The organism is Sphingomonas suaedae (assembly GCF_007833215.1).
In the GTDB taxonomy this organism is placed as follows: domain Bacteria; phylum Pseudomonadota; class Alphaproteobacteria; order Sphingomonadales; family Sphingomonadaceae; genus Sphingomonas; species Sphingomonas suaedae.
This window is the reverse complement of sequence record NZ_CP042239.1, coordinates 1,023,358-1,045,279: the sequence shown is the minus strand read 5'-3', so window position 1 is coordinate 1,045,279 and position 21,922 is coordinate 1,023,358. Positions and strand designations below refer to the sequence as shown.

Genomic DNA, 21,922 nt, shown 5'->3' with positions numbered 1-21,922 from the left:
CGGCAATCGGGGAAAATGACCGCCCCCCAGCGTATCCTCATTGTCGAGGACGAACCCCTGATCGCCATGATGCTCGAGGATTTCCTCGAACTGCTCGGCAAGCAACTCGCCGGATCGGCGGACAGCGTGGCGACGGCGCTGTCCGTAATCGCCGATGGCGGGATCGACGCGGCGATTCTCGACGTGAATCTCGCTGCGGGCGAAAAGAGCTGGCCGGTGGCCGATGCGCTGGCGGCGGCGGATATCCCGTTCGTGCTGGCGACCGGGGGGAGCGGCGATATGGTCGCCGATGGCTATAAGGACCGTCCGGTCCTCGCCAAGCCATTCACCATGGACGCGGTCGAGCAGGCGCTGGACTCGCTGTCGCGCTCTATCTGATCCGGTCGGGAACCTCGGCGGCGTCGGCAGCGATCGACGCGGCGGAGGCGACCGCCTCCCACGGGAAGACGAACCAGTCCTTGGTCACCGTGCGGTCGATCTCGCGCGCGGCATAATCCACGCGCTGCGATGAAACGCGATTGTCGAGCAATGTCGCGAACCGGATCGCGCCCGCCACCGCGCCCGCATCGGCGAGTTTGGTCCGCAGCTTCGCGATGGTCGCGCCGCTGTCGTTGATATCGTCGAGGAACAGCAGCTTTTCGCCAGCCCGGGTGCGCTCGGCGAGCCGTTCGAGCGGAGCGTCGGCGAAATCATGCACCTGCGAGCTGTGATCGACCGAGAGCATCGCGATGCCCGTCGCATGGCTGAGATAGACCGCAGGAGCGAGGCCGCCGCGCCCGATACCGATGATGAAGTCGGGCCGCCAGTCGCGATCGGCATGGACCGCCGCAGCAATGGCCAGCACGTCTGCCACCAGCTGCTCATGCCCGATCGGCGTAAAGACCGGCATCACTGTGCCGCCAGATAGGCATCGATACGGGCAAGGTGCGTTGCCTTTGCCGCATCGTCGAGGAAGGCGCCGGTGAAGCTGTTGCGCGCAAGCTGGACGATCTGGTCGCGGTCGAGGCCGCGGGCGGCGGCGACCGCGCGGTAATTGTCCGCGACATAGCCGCCGAAATAGGCCGGGTCGTCGGAATTGACCGTGGCGCAAAGTCCCTGCGCCAGCATTCGATCGAGCGGATGGTTCGCCATATCGTCCACCACGCAGAGTTTGAGGTTGGAGAGCGGGCAGACGGTGAGCGTCATGCCCTCATCCGCCAGTCGTCGGACGAGCGCAGGATCCTCGAGACTGCGATTGCCATGGTCGAGCCGGTCGATCTTGAGCAGGTCGAGCGCCTGCCAGACATAGTCCGGCGGGCCTTCCTCGCCGGCATGGGCGACGCGCTTGAGGCCCATATCCCCGGCTGCGGCAAAGACTCGCGCGAATTTTTCGGGCGGATGGCCGACCTCCGACGAATCGAGGCCGACGCCTTCGATCCGGTCGAGCCAGGGTTCGGCAGCCTTGAGCGTCGCGAAGGCCGCGTCTTCGTCGAGATGGCGCAGGAAGCAGAGGATCAGCTTTGAACCGAGACCGTGGTGCTCCTGCGCATCGCGCATTGCGGACAGCAGACCGTCGGCAACGACCTGGAACGGGATGCCGCGATCGGTGTGCGTCTGGGGATCGAAGAAGATTTCGGCGTGGACTACCCCATCGGCGGCGGCGCGCGCGAAATAGGCGGCGGCGAGGTCGTGGAAATCCTGTTCGGTTCGCAAGACATCGGCCCCGGCATAATAAATGTCGAGGAAATCCTGAAGGTTCGAGAAACTGTACGCCGCGCGCACTGCCTCGACACTGTCGAACGGGATGCAGACGCGGTTGCGCTGGGCCAGCGCGAACATCAGCTCGGGTTCGAGACTGCCCTCGATATGAAGGTGAAGTTCGGCCTTGGGCAGACCGGCGATGAAATCCTGGTCGTTCATCGCCGGAAGATCGCGCGAATGACGGGGAAGGGCAAGCGCGATGGTGTCAGGCGTAGCTCACCCAACCGCGCCAGGTGAATGCCATGTAAAAGGGCGTAATGTCGCGAAAGCCCGCCGTGCGCAGTACGGCTTCATCCCCTTCGGGCGACAGCATGTTGAGCGCGGCGCTGACGGCGTCGCGCGCGCCGTGAGCCTGGACGGGATCGGCGCCCGAAGCGATGGCGAAACCAGCGTAGCGGTCCAGCCACTGGCCGCGCGTCTCGTCCTGCGGGAAGCTGGCATGTGCGGCGACGAACGGAGCACCGGGCTTCAGCCGGTCCCGAATCTGCACTGACGTGCGGGTGCGTTCGGCGGCGTCGAGGAAATGCAGGGTCAGCAGGCACACCGCGCCATCGAACGGGCCGGACGGGGCATCGTCGATATACCCCTCGATCAGCTCGGCGCGGCGGGCATCGGCGCCGAGCGCGCCCCTCGCAAGATCGAGCATGGCGCGGGCCGGATCGACGCCGGTGAAGCGCCAGCCGGGATAGGCGGTGGCGAGCGCGCGCAGTTCCAGCCCCCCGCCAGCGCCCAGCACCAGGATATGCGCATCGTCCGGAACCTGTTCGGCAAGCAGGATGCCGGTCATGCGGTGGAGGTCGGCAAAGCCGGGAACATAACGCGGCGGGCCAGCGGCATAGTCGGCGACGGCGGCAGGATCGGCGAATTTGTCGAGAAAGGTGCGGGCGCCGTCAATGGCCATGGCTAGGGTCCTTGCTACAATATGGGTGCGCGGCGAGCCGCGCACGGAAATCGGCCTGGAGATCGGCGAGCGTGATGCGGCCCAGCCGATCGAGCAGCAGCGTTTCGGCTGCGTCGAACGTCTCGTCGAGCGCGGCATTGACCGCCTGTTCCACAAGGCATTGCGGTGCCTGAGACCGGTTGCCGATCGCGAGCAGGGAAGGGCGACCGAGCGCGTCATAGATATCGTGCAGGGTCAATTCGGCGAGCGGGCGGGCGAGCGTCCAGCCCCCGCCATGGCCCTTTTCCGATCGGACATGTCCGCGCTCGCGCAACCCCGCCAGGATACGGCGGATGACCGTCGCGTTCGTGCCCATCGCCCGGGCCAGCTGGTCCGAAGGCATCGGCCCCTCATGGTCGGCGAGGTGGAGCAGCAGGTGGAGGACGCCCGAAAGGCGGCTGTCGCGAATCATGCAACATTCGATGTTACATGAAATGGCGACAGTCAAGTCGGCGCGCTCACCAGATCGCGGCGAAAACAGTCGATGCTGTGATCGTTGACCATGCCGACCGCCTGCATCCAGGCATAGACGATGACGGGCCCGACAAACTTGAATCCCCGTGCCTTCAGCGCTTTGGACATGGCTTCCGAGGTGGTGGTTTTGGTCGGAACGGTCGTGCCGTCGCCGATCACCGGCGTCCCGCCTGCCAGATCCCAGGCCCAGGCGCCGAAATCCTCGCCGCGATCGGCGAAAGCGAGATAGGCCCGGGCATTTCCGATCGTCGCTTCGATCTTGGCGCGTGCACGGATGATGCCGGGATCGTTCATCAGCCGCGCGATATCGCTCGGGCCGAACGCCGCCACGTTCACCGGGTCCCATTGCGCAAAGGCGGTGTGGAAGCCGCCGCGGCGCTTCAGGATGATCGACCAGGACAGCCCCGCCTGAAATCCCTCCAGCATCAGCATTTCCCACAGCAGCCGGGAATCATATACCGGTACGCCCCATTCGGCGTCGTGATAGGCGGTCATCAGCGCGTCGCCCTGTGCCCATCGGCAGCGTATTACCTCGGTCATCGGCGCCTCTCTGCGATGAGAACAAAAAAAGATCGTTCCCCGCTTGTTCTACTGGAACAAATGCTATACGCAAGCAAACAGAGATCGGCGAGAGCGTGTTGAAGACAACGCGTAAAGCCTCTAGCGACGGAGACTATCGATGGCAGCTTCCCTCAAGGTGATCGAAGGAAAGATGGGCATTTCTCCGGACAAGCAAAAGGCGCTCGACGCAGCGCTGGCACAGATCGACCGCGCATTCGGCAAGGGTAGCGCGATGAAGCTCGGCTCTAAGGAGACGATGCAGGTCGAAGCGATCTCGACCGGCTCGCTCGGGCTCGACATCGCCCTTGGCGTCGGCGGCCTGCCGCGCGGGCGCGTAATCGAGATCTATGGCCCGGAAAGCTCGGGCAAGACCACGCTGGCGCTGCACACCATCGCCGAGGCGCAGAAGACGGGCGGGGTCGCTGCGTTCGTCGATGCCGAACACGCGCTCGATCCCGTTTACGCCAAGAAGCTGGGGGTCAATATCGACGAGCTGATCGTGTCGCAGCCGGATACCGGCGAACAGGCGCTTGAGATCGTCGACACGCTGGTCCGGTCGAACGCGATCGACGTGCTGGTGGTCGACTCGGTCGCCGCGCTGGTGCCGCGCGCGGAGATCGAGGGCGAGATGGGCGACAGCCATGTCGGACTTCAGGCGCGGCTGATGTCGCAGTCGCTGCGCAAGCTGACCGGATCGATCAGCCGTTCGCGTTGCATGGTGATCTTCATCAATCAGCTGCGCATGAAGATCGGCGTGATGTACGGCAATCCCGAGACCACGACCGGCGGCAATGCGTTGAAATTCTACGCGTCGGTCCGGCTCGACATCCGCCGCACCGGACAGATCAAGGACCGCGACGATATCATCGGCAATGCCACGCGCGTGAAGGTGGTGAAGAACAAGGTGGCGCCGCCGTTCAAGCAAGTCGAATTCGACATCATGTATGGCGAGGGCGTTTCGAAGATCGGCGAGATTCTGGACCTGGGCGTCAAGGCCGGGCTGGTCGAGAAGGCGGGCGCATGGTTCAGCTATGACAGCATCCGCATCGGCCAGGGGCGGGAGAACGCCAAGACCTTCCTCAAGGAAAATCCGGACGTCTGCGCGCGACTGGAAGCGGCGATCCGTGGACGTACCGATCAGGTCGCCGAAGAGATGATGACGGGACCGGATGCCGAGGACGATCTCTGACCCGACGTTTCGGAGGGGTCTTTTAGTCGGATTGAGCCGCGCTGAATCGCTGCACCGGCCCTCGGTTCAGCGTTGCTGACCCGACCCTCTCGAACCGGATTCTACGGATAGCGGGGTTAATCCCCCGGCAAGGATGAGCGGGCAGAACCGCATGTATCGCGGGCCGTGCCGATCCCTGGGGACGGCGGCGGTCAAGGGACGAGGCTCCCACTGGAAGGCCCGGCGTGGCTGCGCCGGGCCTTTCCATTTGCGCCGCATCCGCGCACCTTATGCTCCGATAGTCCCCCAATCCTGTCGGAGCGCATCATGATTACCGTCCATCATCTCGAAAATTCGCGTTCGCAGCGCGTGCTCTGGCTGCTTGAGGAACTGGGGCTGCCCTATGAAATCCGCCGCTACGCGCGGAATCCCAAGACGATGCTGGCGCCGCCGGAACTGCGCGCCGTCCATCCGCTGGGCAAATCGCCGGTGATCGTCGATACCAGCGGCGATACGACCCGCACGGTCGCCGAGACCGGTGCAATCGTCGAATATCTGGTCGAGATGGCGGACGGACGGCTCGGCGCCCCCGCGCATCGCGAATCGGCGCTGCTGTACCGCCAGTTCCTCCATTATGCCGAAGGGTCGCTGATGCCGCCCTTGCTGGTCAAGCTGGTGCTGACGCGCGTGCCGATCTTCGGCAAGGCGGCGCAGAAGCGCATCCAGCCGATGATCGACGTCCATCTCGACTTCGTCGAGGCCGAACTGGCGCGCCGCCCCTGGTTCGCGGGCGAGTCGATGACTGCCGCCGATGTGATGATGAGCTTCCCGCTGGAGGCGGCGCGATCGCGGGGCGGGCTTGACGAATCGCGGCCCGCGACGATCGCCTGGCTGAACAAGGTTCATGCGCGCCCCGCCTATCAGACGGCCCTCGCCAAAGGCGGCCCCTATGCCTATGCGTGAGCGCGCAACAATCTGAGGGGCAAGCATGGCGGGCGAAGAGGCGATGACGGAGGTGCGGCGCGAATCGACGCTGCAATGGCAGATGCTGGGCGGCTTCGTGCTGGGCCTGGCGCTCGGCCTGTTCGTGCATTTCGCGGCGGCCGATGCAAAATGGGTCGTGTGGGTGACGACCAACGTCACCGGTCCGATCGGCCAGATTTTCCTGCGCCTGTTGTTCATGCTGGTGATCCCGCTGCTCTTCTCCGCGCTCGTCGTCGGCATCGCCGAGATGGGGGAGATCCGCGCGCTCAAGCGGGTCGGCCTGCGCACTCTCATTCTCACCATCTGCGTGTCGAGTATCGCGGTGATCGTCAGCCTTGCGCTGGTGAACCTGTTCCAGCCCGGTGCGGGTGTCGACCGGGGCGAGGCACAGGCGCTGCTCGCGGCGTCGGGCGACAGTGCCGGCGCAATCCTCGACCGCACCGCCAGCACCCCCAGCGGCATCGATGCGATCCTCAATATCGTGCCCAGCAATATCGTCGCCGCGATGACCGCGAACGACATTCTCGCGATCATGTTCTTCGCGCTGTTCTTCGGCATCGGCATCCTGCTGACGCTCGACAAGCCGCACGTCCAGACGCTCAAGACCGGCATCGAGGGGATTTTCGAAGTCTCGATGCGGTTGATCGGCATCGTCATCCGCCTCGCGCCGATTGCGGTGTTCTGCTTCATGTTCAACCTTGCCGCGCTGTTCGGCTGGGAGTTGCTGGTGCGGTTGCTGGCGTTTGTCGGCGTGGTGCTGGCGGCGCTCGGCACGCAGATGTTCGTCGTCTTCCCGATCCTGTTGCTGCTGCTCGCGCGCAAGAGCCCGCTCGCCTTTTTCCGCGAGACGCAGGAGGCGGCGGTGATGGCTTTCTCTACCGCGTCGTCCAATGCGACGCTGCCGACCGCGCTGCGCGTGGCGGAAAACAAGCTCAAGCTGCCGCCCAAGGTGTCGCGCTTCGTGCTCACGATCGGCGCGACCGCGAACCAGAACGGCACCGCGATGTTTGAGGGGGTGACGGTAATCTTTCTCGCGCAATTCTTTGGCGTCGACCTGACATTGGGGCAGCAGATCACGGTGATGCTGGTCTGTATCCTCGGCGGCATCGGGACGGCGGGCGTGCCTGCGGGATCGCTGCCGGTGATCGCGCTGATCCTGGGCATGGTCGGCGTGCCGCCTGCGGGAATCGGGCTGGTGCTCGGCGTCGACCGCTTCCTCGACATGTGCCGCACGGTGCTGAATGTCATCGGCGACCTCGTGCTCGCGACGATCGTGTCGGCGGGGGAGAAGGAGCCGGTCGAGGTCAAACCATGAGGCTGACCCGGCGCGGGTTGCTCGCGGCTGGGGCGCTGGCGCCGATCGGCCTTTCCACCGTGGCGCGCGCGGCCGAGCCGGACTTGTCGGCACTCCAGCCGATCACGGGGGACGCGGTGCCGATCGGGCGCGAGGAGCGCGCCGCGCGGCTCGCCCGCGCACAGGCGCTTATGAAAGCGAACGGCATCGGCGCGGTGCTGATCGAGCCGGGCGCGAGCCTCGTCTATTTCACCGGCGTGCGCTGGTGGCGCAGCGAACGGCTGACCGCCGCGATCATCCCGGTCGAGGGCGATCCGGTGATCGTCACGCCGTTTTTTGAAGAGCCTTCGGTCCGCGAATCGCTCGGCATCCCGGCGGATGTGCGCGTGTGGCAGGAGCATGAAGATCCGTTCGCGGTCGTCGCGGGCTTCCTGCGCGAGAAAAAGCTGCTCGGCCGCCCGCTGGGGATCGAGGAAACCGCGCGCTTCTTTGCGGTTGATGGCATGTGGCGCGCGCTCGCGGGCGTGAAGATCGTGTCGGCCAACCCGGTCGTGCGCGGATGCCGGATGTTCAAAAGCCCGACCGAAATCGCGCTGATGCAGAAGGCGGCGGACGTGACGATGGCCGCCTATCGCTGGACCCATCCCCGGATCGAAGCCGGGATGACGCCCAAGGACATCGCCGCGCTGATGAGCGCCGCGACGGTAAAGCTGGGCGGGCAGGTGGCGTTCAACCTGATCCTGCTGGGCGAAGCTTCGGCCTATCCGCACGGATCGGGCAAGCCGCAGCGGGTGGCGAGGGACGAGATCGTGCTGATGGATTGTGGCGCGGTGGTCTATGACTATGAAAGCGACATCAGCCGCACCTTTGTCCACGGCACGCCGAACGCCGAACAGCGCAAGGTGTGGGAACAGGTGCGCATGGGCCAGCAACGCGCCTTCGCCGCCGCCAAACTGGGCGCGAGCGCGGGCAGCGTCGATGATGCGGTGCGCGGCTGGTATGCGACGCTCGGCTATGGCCCCGACTATAAGCTCCCCGGCCTGTCGCACCGCACCGGCCATGGCATCGGCATGGACGGGCACGAGCCGATCAATCTGGTCCGCGGCGAAGCGACCAAGCTCGCGCCGGGGATGTGCTTTTCGAACGAACCCGGCCTGTATCTGCCCGGCCAATTCGGCGTGCGGCTGGAGGATTGCTTCCACATGACCGCGGCGGGGCAGAAATGGTTCAGTGCGCCGCCCACGTCGATCGAGGCGCCTATCGGGTGAGCATATAGGGGGCGGGCATGATAGGATGCATCTCTGTTTTGGCAGTAATCGCCGCTGCTATAGCCGCTGGCTTCGACTATTTTTCATTTTGGTGGGTCGCAATTCCGGCGTTCGTGGCGGGTGCGTTCTCGATATCCAATGGCCCCGGTTACTCTTTTGTAATGCGCGCAAATGAGGAGGGCCGACTCTCGGTCTTTCCATTGATGCTGGCTACTCGCACGCTCGCCCATTTTGCGTTGGGAGGGGCAGCGTTTGGTCTTACGCGGTTGCTTAGCTAAGCATCCCGCTCATACTCTGCGCTGCCCCAATCACCCTGATCGAACCGTTTCGCTTGAGCGAACGCCCGCGCGCGCTTAAGTCGCGAAAATGACCTCGACCAATGATATCCGCCGCAGCTTCCTCGACTATTTCGAGGGCCAGGGCCATGCGCGCGTTCCCTCCGCTCCGCTGGTGCCGCACAACGATCCGACACTGATGTTCGTCAATGCGGGCATGGTGCCGTTCAAGAATGTGTTCACCGGGCTGGAGACGCGGCCGTACAAGACCGCGGTGTCGTCGCAGAAATGCGTCCGCGCGGGTGGCAAGCATAACGACCTCGACAATGTCGGTTATACCGCGCGGCATCATACCTTCTTCGAAATGCTCGGGAATTTCAGCTTCGGCGATTATTTCAAGGAGCAGGCGATCCTCCATGCCTGGACGCTGCTGACAAAGGAATGGGGCCTGCCCGCCGAGAAGCTGACCGCGACCGTCTATCACACCGACGATCAGGCGTTCGATCTGTGGAAGAAGATCGCTGGTCTGCCCGAAGAGCGCATCATCCGCATCGCGACCAAGGACAATTTCTGGGCGATGGGGTCGGACGGGCCGTGCGGGCCGTGTTCGGAAATCTTCTACGACCATGGCGACCATATCTGGGGTGGGCCTCCGGGCAGCCCGGAAGAGGATGGCGACCGCTTCGTCGAGATCTGGAACCTCGTCTTCATGCAATATCTGCAGGAGAATGACGTCCAGATCGGCGAGCTTCCCCGGCCGAGCATCGACACCGGCATGGGTCTGGAACGCATCGCCGCAGTGATGCAGGGCGTGCACGACAATTACGACACCGACACGTTCAAGGCGCTGATCGCCGAGAGCGGGGCGCTGACGCATTCGGCGACGACCGGCGAGAATCAGGCGAGCCATCGCGTAATCGCCGACCATATCCGCACCTCCGGCTTCCTCGTCGCCGACGGCGTGCTGCCGGCCAATGAAGGTCGCGGCTATGTGCTGCGCCGGATCATGCGCCGCGCAATGCGTCACGCGCATATCCTGGGCGCCAAGGAGCCGTTGATGCACCGCATGGTGCCGAGCCTGGTCGCCGAAATGGGCGCAGCCTTCCCCGAACTCGTCCGCGCCCAGCCGCTGATCGAGGCGACGCTGTTGCAGGAGGAAACCCGCTTCCGCCAGACGCTGGCGAACGGGCTCAAGCTGCTGGATGAGGCGACCGGATCGATGGGCGAGGGCGATACCCTGCCCGGCGAGACCGCGTTCAAGCTCTACGACACCTATGGCTTCCCCTATGACCTGACCGAGGATGCGCTGCGTCCGCAGGGGATGAAGGTCGACCGCGCCGGGTTCGACGCGGCGATGGCGCAGCAAAAGGCCGCCGCGCGCGCCGCGTGGAAGGGATCGGGCGCCAAGGCCAGCGACGATGTCTGGTTCGATATCGCCGAGGAGCTGGGGAGCACGGAGTTCACCGGCTACAGCTCGACCGAGGGCGAGGGGCAGGTCGTCGCGCTGGTCAAGGATGGCGTGCGCGTAGAGCGCGCGGGGGCGGGCGCCGAGGTCACGATCCTCACCAACCAGACCCCGTTTTACGGCGAAAGCGGCGGCCAGATGGGCGATGCGGGCACGATCACCGGCGACAAGGTGAGGGCGAGCGTCAGCGATACGAGCAAGCCGCTCGGGCGGCTGCACGCGCATCAGGCGACGATCGAGAGCGGCGAGATCGCGGTCGGCGACACGGTGAAGCTGGCGATCGACGTCGAACGCCGCGACGCGATCCGTGCCAATCACTCGGCGACGCACCTTTTGCACGCTGCGCTGCGCAACCGCCTGGGCGGGCATGTCTCGCAAAAGGGCTCGCTGGTCGCGCCCGATCGCCTGCGGTTCGACTTTTCGCACCCCTCGGCGCTGACGCCGCAGGAAATTGCGGACATCGAGGCGGATGTGAATGCCGAAATCCGCGCCAACGAGACGGTAGGCACGCGGCTGATGACCCCCGACGATGCGGTCGCGGCGGGCGCTCTGGCGCTGTTCGGCGAGAAATATGGCGACGAGGTCCGCGTCCTGTCGATGGGACGGCTGACCGAGAAACATTATTCGGTCGAGCTGTGCGGCGGCACCCATGTCAATGCGACGGGCGACATCGCGCTGTTCAAGATCGTCAGCGAGAGCGCGGTGTCGAGCGGCGTGCGCCGGATCGAGGCGCTGACCGGTGAGGCGGCGCGACTGTGGCTGGCGGATCGCGACGCGAAACTGCGCGAGGTGGCGGCGACGCTCAAGACCTCTCCCGATGAGGTCAGCGCGCGCGTCACGGCGTTGGTCGAGGAACGGCGCAAGCTCGAGAAGGAACTGGCCGAGGCCAGGAAGGCGCTTGCCATGGGTGGCGGCGGGGCGACCGCGCCTGCCGGGCCGGAACAGATCGGCGGAGTCAATTTCGTCGGTCAGATCCTCGACGGGCTCGATTCCAAGGCGCTGCGCGGCGCGGTGGACGAGGCCAAGGGGCGGATCGGTTCAGCTGTTGTAGCTTTTGTCGCGGTAAATGAAGGACGTGCAGCGATCGCGGTGGGTGTCACCGACGACCTGACCGGCGCCTTCAGTGCCGTCGAGCTGGTCAAGCGCGGGGTATCCGCGCTGGGCGGGCAGGGCGGCGGCGGGCGGCCGGACATGGCGCAGGGTGGCGGACCCGAGGGCGGCAACGCCCAGGCCGCGCTCGACGCCGTCAGGCAAGCGCTTGCCGAGGAGAAAGAAGCTGCGTGACCATCTATTGCCGACCGCCATTGCCGCTGCGGTCCTGTTCGCCGGTTCCGGCGCTTCGGCCCAGGCCAAGCTGCCGCCCTATCCGGAGGCGCTGAACTGCGCCGCGTTGACCCATGCCGCCGCCAAGATCGGCAAGGGTACGCCACAGGAATCGCAGCTGTTCGACCAGCTGATCTTCTGGGGCATGGCCGCGGCGGATGCGGGCCGGGCAGCGGGCAAGACGTCCAAGGCGGTCGATGCCGAGGTCGCGGCCCGATCGGCAACGCTTGAATCCAGGCTGCGGGCGCAGGACGGCGCAACCACCGCGGCGCTGGCAAGCTGCGTCGCGCGTGTCCCGGCGCTGGAGGACTGAGCTGGCGGCGGGGGTTACGCCCCCGCCTCTTCCTGCCGCACCCGGCGGATTCGCGGTTCGCGCTCCAGCCCCGCCGCTTCCTTGATCGATTTGCGCATTTCGTCGCGCTTCTCATGGATCGATGCGATCACCGGTCCGACCGCGACGCCCAGATCGACCAGCACGGCTTCCGACAATTGCAGCGAGCTTTCCAGCGTTTCGGGTACCGCATCGGTGGCGCCCGCTTTGTAGAGTTCGGCGGCATGGGCGGCATCGCGCGCACGCGCGATGATCGGAATGCCCGGCACCCAGCTGCGCACGCGCCGGGTCAGGCGCACGGTCAGCACCGGATCGTCCATCGTCAGGATCAGCGCCTTGGCATGGCCAAGCCGCAGGCGATCGACCAGTTCGGCGCGAGAGACGTCGCCGAACATGACCGAATAGCCTTCGCGCCGCGCCGCCGCGACGCCATCGATATCCGCATCGACCGCCAGATAGGGCTGGTTGTGCGCGGTGAGCATGTCGGCGACGGTTCGCCCCACCCGGCCAAAGCCGATGATGACCGTGCCGCCCAGAACGACCTCCGGCCGCCCCGCTTCCTCGCGATCCGAATCGCGTTCCTCGATCTTGCGCGATACGTAGCGGCCGGCGGTGGCGAGCACCGGCGTGATCGTAAGACCGATCGCGGTGACGGTGGTCCAGAACGCCGACGTCGAAGGCTGGATCAGCCCCGCGGTCGCAGCGACGCCCAGCACGATCAGCGTCGTTTCCGACGGGCTCGCCATCAGCACGCCGACCTCGGCCGCAGTGCCGGTGCGGGCGCCGGACAGTTTGAGCAGCGCCATGGTCACGCCGACCTTGATCGCCATCACCCCCAGGATCGCGGCGAACAACAGGCCCCAATCCTGAATGACCATGCGCAGGTCGAGCTGCATCCCGACCGTGATGAGGAACACGCCGAGCGCCAGCCCCTTGAACGGCGCGGTGATGACCTCGACCTCGCTGTGATATTCGGTTTCGGCGATCAGCAGACCGGCGAGCAGCGCGCCGACGATCGGCGACAGGCCGACAACGGTGGTGGCGAGACTGGCGACGATCACCACCAACAGGCTGGCGGCGAGGAACAGTTCGGGCGATTTGGTCCGGGCGGCCTGGGCGAACAGCCGCGGGAGGAAGAAACGCCCGCCCAGGAACAGCAGCACGACGACGACCCCGCCGCGTAGCAGCGTCATCATGAAATCGCTGAACCCGGCATCCCCAGCCGCCGGCGCCAGCGCGCCGAGCAGGAACACGATCGGCACCAGCGCCAGATCCTCGAACAACAGCATCGCAAAGGCGGATCGTCCCACCGCGCTGGTCGTCCCCGCGATCGGTAGCACCAGCGCGGTGGAGGACAGCGCGAGCGCGAGTCCCAGGCCAAGCGCTCCGGCCCAGGGCTGGCCAATAGCATAGAGTCCCACCCCGATCAGCGCCCCGGCGCCGAGCAGTTCCGCTGCGCCGACGCCGAACACCAGCCCGCGCAACGCCCATAATCGCTTGAACGACAGTTCGAGGCCGATCGAAAAGAGCAACAACACGATGCCGAACTCCGCGAACGGCTCGATCGAATGCGGGTCGGTGATGGTGAGAAAATAGAGCCACGGCATCGTATCGACCAGCTGACCGAGGCCCGCCGGGCCGACCAGCGCGCCGACCAGGATGAAGCCGATCACCGGGCTGATCCGAAAGCGCGTGAACGCCGGGATGACCAGGCCCGCCGCGCCGAGAATGACGAGCGTGTCGCTGAAACTGCTGTTGGACAGGTCAAGGGCCATATCCTACCCTAGTCGGGGGCGAAACACTTTGTCACCGGGCTTGTGCGATGCGGTACGATCTTTGTGTTGCGGGCGGTGGCCCGGCGGGGATGATGGCGGGGCTGTTGTTCGCGCGTGCGGGGCTGCGGACGGTCGTCCTGGAGAAGCATGGCGATTTCCTCCGCGACTTTCGCGGGGACACGGTCCACCCCTCGACGCTCAATCTGTTCGACGAGCTAGGGATGCTCGATGCGCTGCTGGCGCGACCGCATGACCGGGTCGACCGGATCGGGGCGGTGATCGGCGGGCGCAGCTATACCATCGCTGATTTCCGGCACCTCCCGGGGCGGGGGCGCTTTATCGCGATGATGCCGCAATGGGAATTTCTGGACTTCGTCGCCGATGCGGCGCGCCGCGATCCCGCATTCGAACTGCGCATGAATGCGCGGGTCGAGGGGGTGATCGAGCGCGGCAACCGGATCGAAGGCGTGACGCTGGCGGGCGGCGCGGCGATCGAGGCGCGGCTGGTGATCGCCGCCGATGGGCGCGGATCGGTGTTGCGCGCGGCGGCGGGGCTTCCGCTGGAGGATCTGGGCGCGCCGATCGACGTGTTCTGGTTCCGCGTGCCGAAACCGCGCACCGGACGGAATGAGACACAGGGCTATATCCAGAATGGCGAGATGATCGTCGCGATCGACCGGGGCGATTATTTTCAGGGCGCGCGCGTGATCGCCAAGGGAAAGGCAGACGCGATTCGCGCGCGGGGCATTGCGGCATTCCGGCGCGAGGTCGCGGCGACCGCCCCGGCGATGGCGGAAGGCATGGCTGCGCTGACCGACTGGGACGCGATCAAGCTGCTCAGCGTCTCGCTTGACCGGCTGACCCAATGGTCGCGTCCCGGTCTGCTGGCGATCGGCGATGCGGCGCACGCGATGTCGCCGGTGGCGGGGGTGGGGATCAACCTTGCGATTCAGGATGCAGTGGCGGCTGCGAACATCCTCGCCGCGCCGATGCTGCGCGGGGAGGACCCCGATCCGCTGCTGGAAAAGATACAGCAAAGGCGGATGCTGCCGGTTCGCGTGATCCAGGGGATGCAGCGGATCGCCCATGATCGGGTGATCGGCGCCGCGCTGGGCGGAGCGTTCCGTGCCCCGGCGGCGCTGCGGATGATCGACGGGGTGACGCTGCTTCAGCGTATTCCGGCGCGCGTCATCGGCCTGGGCGTGCGGCGCGAGCATATCCGCTCACCCGCGGCCGATTGACACAGCGCAACAGCAAAAGGCCGCGCCCCCCGGGGGAACGCGGCCTTTCGGATACCGATGACGGAGAGGCTTACGCCCAGCTGCCCATTTCGGTTTCGAGGTTCGCTCGGATCGCCTCGAAGAACTGTTCGGTGGTCATCCAGGGCTGGTCGGGACCGATCAGCAGCGCCAGATCCTTGGTCATCTTGCCGCTCTCGACGGTCTCGATGCAGACGCGCTCGAGCGTTTCGGCGAACTTCACCACATCGGGCGTCTCGTCGAACTTGCCGCGGAACTTGAGCCCGCCGGTCCAGGCGAAGATCGAGGCGATCGGGTTGGTCGACGTCGCCTTGCCCTGCTGGTGCTGGCGATAGTGGCGCGTTACGGTGCCGTGCGCGGCTTCGGCTTCCACCGTCTTGCCGTCGGGCGAGAGCAGCACCGAGGTCATCAGGCCGAGCGAGCCGAAGCCCTGTGCGACCTGGTCCGACTGGACGTCGCCGTCATAATTCTTGCACGCCCAGACGAACTCGCCGCTCCACTTGAGCGCTGAAGCGACCATGTCGTCGATCAGGCGATGCTCATAGACGATGCCCGCGTCCTTGAACTTGGCATCAAAGCCCTCGGTCTCGAACACTTCCTGGAACAGGTCCTTGAAGCGGCCGTCATAGGCCTTGAGGATGGTGTTCTTGGTCGACAGATAGACCGGCCAGCCGAGGTTGAGGCCGTAGTTGAATGATGCGCGCGCGAAATCGCGGATCGAATCGTCCAGATTGTACATCGCCATCGCGACGCCGCCGCCCGGGAAGTTGAATACCTCGCGGTCGATCGTCTCGCCATTCTCGCCCTCGAACACCAGGCGCAGCTTGCCCGGGCCGGGGACGCGGAAATCGGTCGCGCGATACTGGTCGCCGAATGCGTGGCGACCGACGACGATCGGCTTGGTCCAGCCGGGGATCAGGCGCGGCACGTTCGAGATGACGATCGGCTCGCGGAAGACGACGCCGCCCAGGATGTTGCGGATCGTGCCGTTGGGTGACTTCCACATTTCCTTCAGGCCGAAATCCTCGACGCGCTGCTCGTCCGGGGTGATCGTCGCGCACTTCACGCCAACGCCATATTGCTTGATCGCATTGGCGGAATCGATCGTGATCTGATCGTTGGTCTCGTCGCGCTTCTGGACGGAGAGATCGTAATATTTGAGGTCGATGTCGAGATAGGGGAGGATCAGGCGCTCGCGAATCCATTCCCAGATGATCCGGGTCATTTCATCGCCGTCGATCTCGACGACCGGGTTCTTCACCTTGATCTTCGCCATGCTTCGCTTTCCTGTTCGTGTCGGGAGGTGGTTTGGCGGTGCGTCTAGGAGCAAGCGCGCGTGCGATCAAGCTGTGGCGGGCATCTGTCGCCTCGCGCCACCACACAGGGCCACCACACAGGATTGTGTTGCGGGGGTGACACAGCTAGACCCCGGCCATGCCATCGCTCGAAACCCCGCCCGCCGTGACCAATACCGTCAAATGGCGTTTTCCCGCCGTCCATCCCGAGGGGCGCAAATATGTGCTGATCTCGGCTGCGATCACGACCTTGTTTCTGTTCGCGATTTGGGATGAGCTCGGCTTCGCACTGATCGGCGTCACGATCTGGGTCGCGGCGTTCTTCCGCGATCCGATCCGCGTGACGCCGCAGGGTGAGGGGATGATCATCTCCCCCGCCGACGGGCTGGTGACGATGATCGAACGGGTTCCGGTGCCGCGCGAGATTGCTGGACCGGACGGATTGAACGAAGCGACGCGGATACGCGTTTCGATCTTCATGAGCGTGTTCGATGTCCATATCAATCGCACCCCGATGGCCGGTACGATCCGGCAGGTCGTCTATATTGCTGGCAAGTTCCTCAACGCAGACCTCGACAAGGCGAGCGACGAGAATGAGCGTCAGCATTTCGTGATGGAAACGCGCGACGGGACGCGGGTGGGCTTCACGCAGATCGCGGGGCTGGTCGCGCGCCGCATCGTGACCTTCGTCAAGCCGGGCGACATCGTCGCTGCTGGCCAGCGCTTTGGCCTGATCCGCTTCGGGAGCCGGGTCGATGTGTTCCTGCCCGACGATTATGCGCCCCAGGTCGCGCTGGGTCAGCGCTGCCTGGCGGGGGAGACCGTGGTCGGAATCAAGGGCGGCGTCGCCGCGATGGGCGTGGCGCAATGAGCTTGCGGCCGCGACCCCAGCGCCGCGGCATCCCGCTCCGCACGATCGCTCCCAATGCGATCACCGCGCTGGCGCTCTGTTCGGGGCTTACCGGCGTACGCTACGCGATCAGTGAGAATTGGGAGCGCGCGGTTCTGATGATCCTGATCGCGGCGTTGCTCGACGGGATCGACGGGCAGGTCGCGCGCATGGTGCGCGGCGAGAGCAAGTTCGGCGCAGAGCTGGACAGCCTGTCGGACGCGATTTCCTTTGGCGTCGCGCCCGCGCTGATCCTGTATCTCTGGGCGCTGATGTACGCGCCCAAGGTGGGGTGGATCGTCGCTCTGCTCTATGCGGTGTTCTGTGCATTGCGGCTCGCACGGTTCAATGCCCAGATCGACAGCGATGCCCAGCCGCGAAAGCTGGCCGGATTCTTCACCGGCATTCCGGCGCCTGCGGGCGCGGGCCTCGCGATGCTGCCGCTCTATATCTGGCTGTGGAGCGAGGAGCCGCTGGCGCGCTCGCCCTGGATCGTGACCCCTTGGGTCGCTTGTGTCGGGCTGCTGATGGTGTCGAGCCTGGCCACCTATTCGTGGAAGTCGCTGCGGCTACGGCGTAATGTGCGGTTCGAGGCGCTGGTCGTTGTCGCGATCATGCTGGCAGCGCTGGTTAGCGCGCCCTGGCAGACGCTGACCGTGATCTGCATCGCCTATCTCGCGACGCTTCCGTTCAGCATTCGCGCCTATCAGCGCTCGCGTGTCACGCCGCCGCGCGAAGTGCCTGCGCGGCGCGGCGCGGGGCCGGACGCGGCATAACCCGCACGCGCGCCGTCGCAACGGGCGTGAGCGCAAGAGCCGGCCCGCCCAGCATCAGCGAACGGATATAATCGATCCGCGGCGCGATCGTCGCGAAGATCGTCCAGAGCGACACCGCAGCTGCGGTGGCGAAGAGCAGCGTCGTAAGAACAACAACCATCATGGCCTCCCGGATTCACTAAGCGACTGGAATCCGATGATTCCCGACGCCCGATAGCGGCCATGGTTCCCCCGTCCGCCCTGCGAACCCTTTATGTTCCGTTAACGTTCCTCCGTCAAGCGCGCCATTCCACTTTTGTTCACTTGCGCAGTGCGGCGATTGCGCGTATGCGCGCCGCCTCAACCCCACATGGGAAGCATCATAACCCGGTGCCGCGGGCCGCTCAGGTCTTCGGTCACTCGCTTCCCAGAGGCTCAACCGGAAGGAGTTATCCCTATGGCGGCACCAGTCGTCTCCATGCAGCAGCTGCTCGAATCGGGCGCGCATTTCGGCCACCAGACGCACCGGTGGAACCCCAAGATGAAGCCGTATATCTTCGGCGATCGCAACGGCGTCCACATCATCGACCTGTCGCAGACCGTGCCGCTGTTCGCGCGCGCGCTCGACTTCATCAGCTCGACCGTCGCCTCGGGCGGCAAGGTCCTGTTCGTCGGTACCAAGCGCCAGGCGCAGGAAGCGATCGCGGAAGCGGCGCGCAAGTCGGGCCAGCATTTCGTCAACCATCGCTGGCTGGGCGGGATGCTCACCAACTGGAAGACGATCAGCAATTCGATCAAGCGCCTCAAGACGCTTGAGGAGCAGCTGGCGGGTGACACGCACGGCCTGACCAAGAAGGAAGTGCTGAACCTGACGCGCGAGAAGGACAAGCTCGAGCTGTCGCTGGGCGGTATCCGCGATCTGGGCGGCATTCCGGACATCATGTTCGTGATCGACGCCAACAAGGAAGAGCTGGCGATCAAGGAAGCCAACACGCTCGGCATCCCGGTCGTCGCGATCCTCGATTCGAACGTTTCGCCCGACGGCATCGCGTTCCCGGTTCCGGCGAATGACGACGCCAGCCGCGCGATTCGCCTGTACTGCGAAGCCGTCGCCATTGCGGCGACCCGCGGCAACCAGCACGCACAGGTCGTGAGCGGCGCGGACTTCGGCGCCGCCGAAGAACCGCCGGTCGAGGAAGCCGTTGCCGAGCCGGCGCCCGCCGCCGAAGCCGAGCCGGAAGCCCCGGCCGCATCGACCGAGCCGGAAACGGCTGCCGAGGGCGAGCGCCAGATCGACGCGTAAGCGCGCCTGGTCATCGAACCGTAATGGGGGCGGGGCAGGGCGTTTGAGCTTTGCCCCGCCCGCACCATATTTGAAGCAAACAGCTTAAGCACGAGGAAGAGAACATGGCCGAGATCACTGCAGCAGCCGTCAAGGAACTGCGCGAGAAGAGCGGCGCCGGCATGATGGACTGCAAGAAGGCGCTTGCGGAAAACAATGGCGACATCGAAGCGGCGGCCGACTGGCTGCGCGCCAAGGGCCTGGCTGCCGCCGCCAAGAAGTCGAGCCGCACTGCGGCCGAGGGCCTGGTCGGCGTCGCCGTCGCGGGCACCAAGGGCGTCGCCGTCGAGGTCAATTCGCAGACCGACTTCGTCGCGAAGAACGAGATCTTCCAGGGCTTCGTCCGTGACGTGACTGCGGTCGCGCTCGAGCAGGGCATCGACGATGTCGACGCGCTGAAGGCCGCGAAGATCGACGGTGGCTCGGTCGAGGACGTGCTGACCGCCAACATCTCGACGATCGGCGAGAACCAGGTGCTGCGCCGCGCGAAGAAGGTCGAAGTGACCAACGGCGCGGTGATCCCCTATGTCCACAACGCCGCAGCCCCGGGGCTGGGCAAGATCGGCGTGCTGGTCGGGCTGGAAAGCGATGCCGGCGTCGGTGTGCTCGAGCCGCTGGGCAAGCAGATCGCGATGCACATCGCCGCTGCCTTCCCGCTGGCGCTGGACGAAAGCGGACTCGACCAGGACGTGCTGGAGCGCGAGCGCGCCATTGGCCGCGAAAAGGCTGCCGAGAGCGGCAAGCCCGCCGACATCATCGAGAAGATGGTCGAGGGCGCGGTGAAGAAGTTCGCCAAGGAGAACGCGCTGCTCAGCCAGCTGTTCGTAATGGACGGCAAGACCCCGGTCGCCGAAGTCATCGCCAAGGCTGCCAAGGACGCGGGCACGACCATCGTGCTGAAGGACTATGTCCGCTTTCAGCTCGGCGAGGGCATCGAGAAGGAAGAGAGCGACTTCGCAGCCGAAGTCGCGGCGACGGCGGGCCTGAACCGCTAAGCCGGATTCCGGATCGAAACAGAGAGGGCGCGGCCAGCGATGGCTGCGCCCTTTTTGTGCCTGTCGTGACTCCAGGGCCCTGATCGCTAGCGATCCCTCGCGTGCTTGGGGCTAACTCCCTGTGCCTGCCGATTGTTGGATACATGTTGGAATTCATGTGCTTAACTCGATCCGAATCAGCTGGTTCGCGCTCTTTTCCATCGTGATCCCAACCGCTGCGACGCTGCCCCGACGCTTGGGCGCCAAAATCCGAACGACATGCCCTCGGCCTGCCCCGCGGCCGACCTCGTCGATAGTGTCAACCGAGTGTAAACTTTGCCACGCGCCGGCCCGCGCCCGCCGCGCCCCGGGAATGAGGCACGCTTTGCCGGTTTCCCCGCTTGGCTTCCCACGCGCCCCCGCCTAAGGTCCGCGCCGCTCCCAACCCCCGACAGACATTAGGGCCAGATGACCGCGCCACGCTTCAAACGCATCCTCCTCAAACTCTCCGGCGAAGTGCTGATGGGGCAGGGGCAGTTCGGGATCGATCCCGCCACCTGCGAGCGCGTCGCGCGCGAGGTGAAGGCGGCGACCGAGGCGGGGTTCGAGATCTGCATGGTTGTCGGTGGCGGCAACATCTTCCGCGGCCTCGCCGGTGCGGCACAGGGATTTGAGCGGGCGAGCGCGGATTATATGGGAATGCTCGCGACCGTGATGAACGCGCTGGCGATGCAGAACACGCTCGAGCGGCTCGGCGTCGATACCCGCGTCCAGTCGGCGATCCCGATGGCGAGCGTTTCCGAACCCTATATCCGGCGCAAGGCAATGCGGCATATGGAGAAGGGCCGCGTGGTGATCTTTGCCGCCGGCACGGGCCTGCCCTTCTTCACCACCGACACCACCGCCGCATTGCGCGCCGCCGAGATGAACTGCGACGCGCTGTTCAAGGGCACCAGCGTCGATGGCGTGTACAATGCCGATCCCAAGAAGGTGGCGAGCGCGACCCGCTATGACGAACTGAGCTTCGACCGGGTGCTGGTCGACAATCTTAAAGTGATGGACGCGACGGCGGTGGCGCTGTGCCGCGACAATGATATTCCGATCGTGGTGTTCAACATTCGTGACGAAGGCAATCTGGAGGCGGTCTTGCGTGGCGAAGGCACCTCGACCATCGTCCGCAACCCGCCCCCGGCCGCGTGAATCGACTCAAGCCTGACTCAACTTAAGACCGAATAAGAGGAACCTGAACCATGGCCGCATATGACAAGGCCGATCTGGAGCGCCGCATGGCCGGCGCCGTCGAATCGCTGAAGCATGACCTGGGCGGACTGCGCACCGGGCGGGCGAGCACTACGTTGCTCGAACCGGTGACGGTCGAGGTCTATGGCGCGCATATGCCGCTCAACCAGGTGGCGACCGTTTCTGCGCCCGAGCCGCGGATGCTGTCGGTGCAGGTGTGGGACAAGTCGAATGTCGGGCCGGTCGAAAAGGCGATCCGCTCGGCCGGGCTTGGTCTCAACCCGATCAACGATGGCCAGACGCTTCGGCTGCCGATCCCCGACCTGACCGAAGAGCGCCGCAAGGAACTGGCAAAGCTCGCGAGCAAATATGCCGAGAATGCCCGCATTGCCGCGCGCAACGTGCGCCGCGACGGGATGGACAGCCTGAAGACCGACGAGAAGAAGGGCATTTATTCGGAGGACGAGCGCAAGCGGCTGGAAGGCGAGGTCCAGAAGCTGACCGACGCGACGATTGCGGAGATCGATGCGGCGGCGACGGCGAAGGAAAAGGAAATCCTGGGTAAGTGACC

At 65.3% G+C, this 21,922-nt stretch carries 22 protein-coding genes; 14 read left to right on the top strand and 8 right to left on the bottom strand.

Annotated features, from left to right (window positions below):
• Positions 1-15 precede the first annotated feature (15 nt).
• Positions 16-378, top strand: a complete 363-nt coding sequence (locus tag FPZ54_RS05050) for a response regulator (protein WP_145845478.1) — start codon at positions 16-18, stop codon at positions 376-378.
• On the opposite strand, the gene FPZ54_RS05045 is transcribed toward FPZ54_RS05050, so the two are convergent.
• The 5 genes from FPZ54_RS05045 to FPZ54_RS05025 are packed head-to-tail and all read right to left on the bottom strand — an operon-like array spanning position 371 to position 3,694.
• On the bottom strand, positions 371-889 hold the full coding sequence (locus FPZ54_RS05045; protein ID WP_145845477.1) for a phosphoribosyltransferase: 519 nt from the start codon (positions 887-889) through the stop codon (positions 371-373). The genes FPZ54_RS05050 and FPZ54_RS05045 overlap by 8 nt on opposite strands.
• Positions 889-1,899, bottom strand: coding sequence for an adenosine deaminase (locus tag FPZ54_RS05040; RefSeq protein ID WP_145845476.1), 1,011 nt, complete (start codon positions 1,897-1,899; stop codon positions 889-891). The genes FPZ54_RS05045 and FPZ54_RS05040 overlap by 1 nt, the downstream gene beginning before the upstream one ends.
• 46 nt (positions 1,900-1,945) lie before the next feature.
• Positions 1,946-2,641: a class I SAM-dependent methyltransferase gene (locus FPZ54_RS05035; protein WP_145845475.1), complete on the bottom strand. Its 696-nt coding sequence runs from the start codon at positions 2,639-2,641 to the stop codon at positions 1,946-1,948.
• The gene (locus FPZ54_RS05030; protein ID WP_145845473.1) at positions 2,631-3,092 is read right to left on the bottom strand and encodes an Rrf2 family transcriptional regulator; all 462 of its coding nucleotides are present in this window, start codon (positions 3,090-3,092) and stop codon (positions 2,631-2,633) included. The genes FPZ54_RS05035 and FPZ54_RS05030 overlap by 11 nt, the downstream gene beginning before the upstream one ends.
• A 32-nt stretch (positions 3,093-3,124) precedes the next feature.
• A complete protein-coding gene (locus tag FPZ54_RS05025) occupies positions 3,125-3,694 on the bottom strand; it encodes a DNA-3-methyladenine glycosylase I (RefSeq protein ID WP_145845472.1) in 570 nt (189 codons plus the stop codon).
• A 139-nt stretch (positions 3,695-3,833) separates the two neighbouring features.
• Here FPZ54_RS05025 and recA point away from each other — a divergent pair, with 139 nt between their 5' ends.
• From recA to FPZ54_RS04995, 6 genes are all read left to right on the top strand, one after another.
• The gene (recA, locus tag FPZ54_RS05020) at positions 3,834-4,904 is read left to right on the top strand and encodes a recombinase RecA (protein WP_145845471.1); all 1,071 of its coding nucleotides are present in this window, start codon (positions 3,834-3,836) and stop codon (positions 4,902-4,904) included.
• A 306-nt stretch (positions 4,905-5,210) separates the two neighbouring features.
• Entirely contained in the window at positions 5,211-5,846 is a 636-nt protein-coding gene (locus FPZ54_RS05015) for a glutathione S-transferase family protein (protein WP_145845469.1), read from the top strand.
• A 25-nt stretch (positions 5,847-5,871) separates the two neighbouring features.
• Positions 5,872-7,182: a dicarboxylate/amino acid:cation symporter gene (locus FPZ54_RS05010; RefSeq protein ID WP_239019717.1), complete on the top strand. Its 1,311-nt coding sequence runs from the start codon at positions 5,872-5,874 to the stop codon at positions 7,180-7,182.
• Positions 7,179-8,429, top strand: a complete 1,251-nt coding sequence (locus tag FPZ54_RS05005; protein WP_145845468.1) for a M24 family metallopeptidase — start codon at positions 7,179-7,181, stop codon at positions 8,427-8,429. Before FPZ54_RS05010 ends, FPZ54_RS05005 begins: the two co-directional genes overlap by 4 nt.
• A gap of 366 nt (positions 8,430-8,795) precedes the next feature.
• Positions 8,796-11,453, top strand: coding sequence for an alanine--tRNA ligase (gene alaS, locus FPZ54_RS05000; RefSeq protein WP_145845466.1), 2,658 nt, complete (start codon positions 8,796-8,798; stop codon positions 11,451-11,453).
• Positions 11,454-11,460: 7 nt separating this feature from the next.
• A complete protein-coding gene (locus FPZ54_RS04995; RefSeq protein WP_145845464.1) occupies positions 11,461-11,805 on the top strand; it encodes a hypothetical protein in 345 nt (114 codons plus the stop codon).
• A gap of 14 nt (positions 11,806-11,819) precedes the next feature.
• Here the strand turns inward: FPZ54_RS04995 and FPZ54_RS04990 are convergent, their stop codons facing one another.
• The gene (locus tag FPZ54_RS04990; RefSeq protein WP_145845462.1) at positions 11,820-13,598 is read right to left on the bottom strand and encodes a cation:proton antiporter domain-containing protein; all 1,779 of its coding nucleotides are present in this window, start codon (positions 13,596-13,598) and stop codon (positions 11,820-11,822) included.
• Between the two features lie 47 nt (positions 13,599-13,645).
• Here FPZ54_RS04990 and FPZ54_RS04985 point away from each other — a divergent pair, with 47 nt between their 5' ends.
• Positions 13,646-14,839, top strand: a complete 1,194-nt coding sequence (locus FPZ54_RS04985) for an FAD-dependent oxidoreductase (RefSeq protein WP_145845460.1) — start codon at positions 13,646-13,648, stop codon at positions 14,837-14,839.
• Between the two features lie 70 nt (positions 14,840-14,909).
• On the opposite strand, the gene FPZ54_RS04980 is transcribed toward FPZ54_RS04985, so the two are convergent.
• Positions 14,910-16,133, bottom strand: coding sequence for an NADP-dependent isocitrate dehydrogenase (locus tag FPZ54_RS04980; protein ID WP_145845459.1), 1,224 nt, complete (start codon positions 16,131-16,133; stop codon positions 14,910-14,912).
• Between the two features lie 158 nt (positions 16,134-16,291).
• On the opposite strand from FPZ54_RS04980, the gene FPZ54_RS04975 reads away from it, so the two are divergent.
• Together FPZ54_RS04975 and pssA are read left to right on the top strand one after the other, a co-directional pair.
• Positions 16,292-17,023, top strand: a complete 732-nt coding sequence (locus FPZ54_RS04975) for a phosphatidylserine decarboxylase (protein WP_145845457.1) — start codon at positions 16,292-16,294, stop codon at positions 17,021-17,023.
• Complete coding sequence (pssA, locus tag FPZ54_RS04970; protein WP_145845455.1) at positions 17,020-17,817, top strand: CDP-diacylglycerol--serine O-phosphatidyltransferase; 798 nt, start codon at positions 17,020-17,022, stop codon at positions 17,815-17,817. The genes FPZ54_RS04975 and pssA overlap by 4 nt, the downstream gene beginning before the upstream one ends.
• On the opposite strand, the gene FPZ54_RS04965 is transcribed toward pssA, so the two are convergent.
• On the bottom strand, positions 17,762-17,980 hold the full coding sequence (locus FPZ54_RS04965) for a hypothetical protein (protein WP_145845453.1): 219 nt from the start codon (positions 17,978-17,980) through the stop codon (positions 17,762-17,764). The two genes, pssA and FPZ54_RS04965, sit on opposite strands and share 56 nt — an antisense overlap.
• A 273-nt stretch (positions 17,981-18,253) precedes the next feature.
• Here FPZ54_RS04965 and rpsB point away from each other — a divergent pair, with 273 nt between their 5' ends.
• The 4 genes from rpsB (at position 18,254) to frr (ending at position 21,920) form a co-directional block, all read left to right on the top strand.
• Positions 18,254-19,099 (top strand): 30S ribosomal protein S2, encoded by an 846-nt coding sequence (gene rpsB / locus FPZ54_RS04960; RefSeq protein ID WP_145845451.1) that lies wholly within the window; start codon positions 18,254-18,256, stop codon positions 19,097-19,099.
• Between the two features lie 104 nt (positions 19,100-19,203).
• Positions 19,204-20,133, top strand: coding sequence for a translation elongation factor Ts (gene tsf, locus FPZ54_RS04955; protein ID WP_145845450.1), 930 nt, complete (start codon positions 19,204-19,206; stop codon positions 20,131-20,133).
• A gap of 447 nt (positions 20,134-20,580) precedes the next feature.
• Complete coding sequence (pyrH, locus tag FPZ54_RS04950) at positions 20,581-21,312, top strand: UMP kinase (RefSeq protein WP_145845448.1); 732 nt, start codon at positions 20,581-20,583, stop codon at positions 21,310-21,312.
• A gap of 50 nt (positions 21,313-21,362) precedes the next feature.
• On the top strand, positions 21,363-21,920 hold the full coding sequence (gene frr, locus FPZ54_RS04945) for a ribosome recycling factor (RefSeq protein ID WP_145845447.1): 558 nt from the start codon (positions 21,363-21,365) through the stop codon (positions 21,918-21,920).
• Positions 21,921-21,922: the final 2 nt, after the last annotated feature.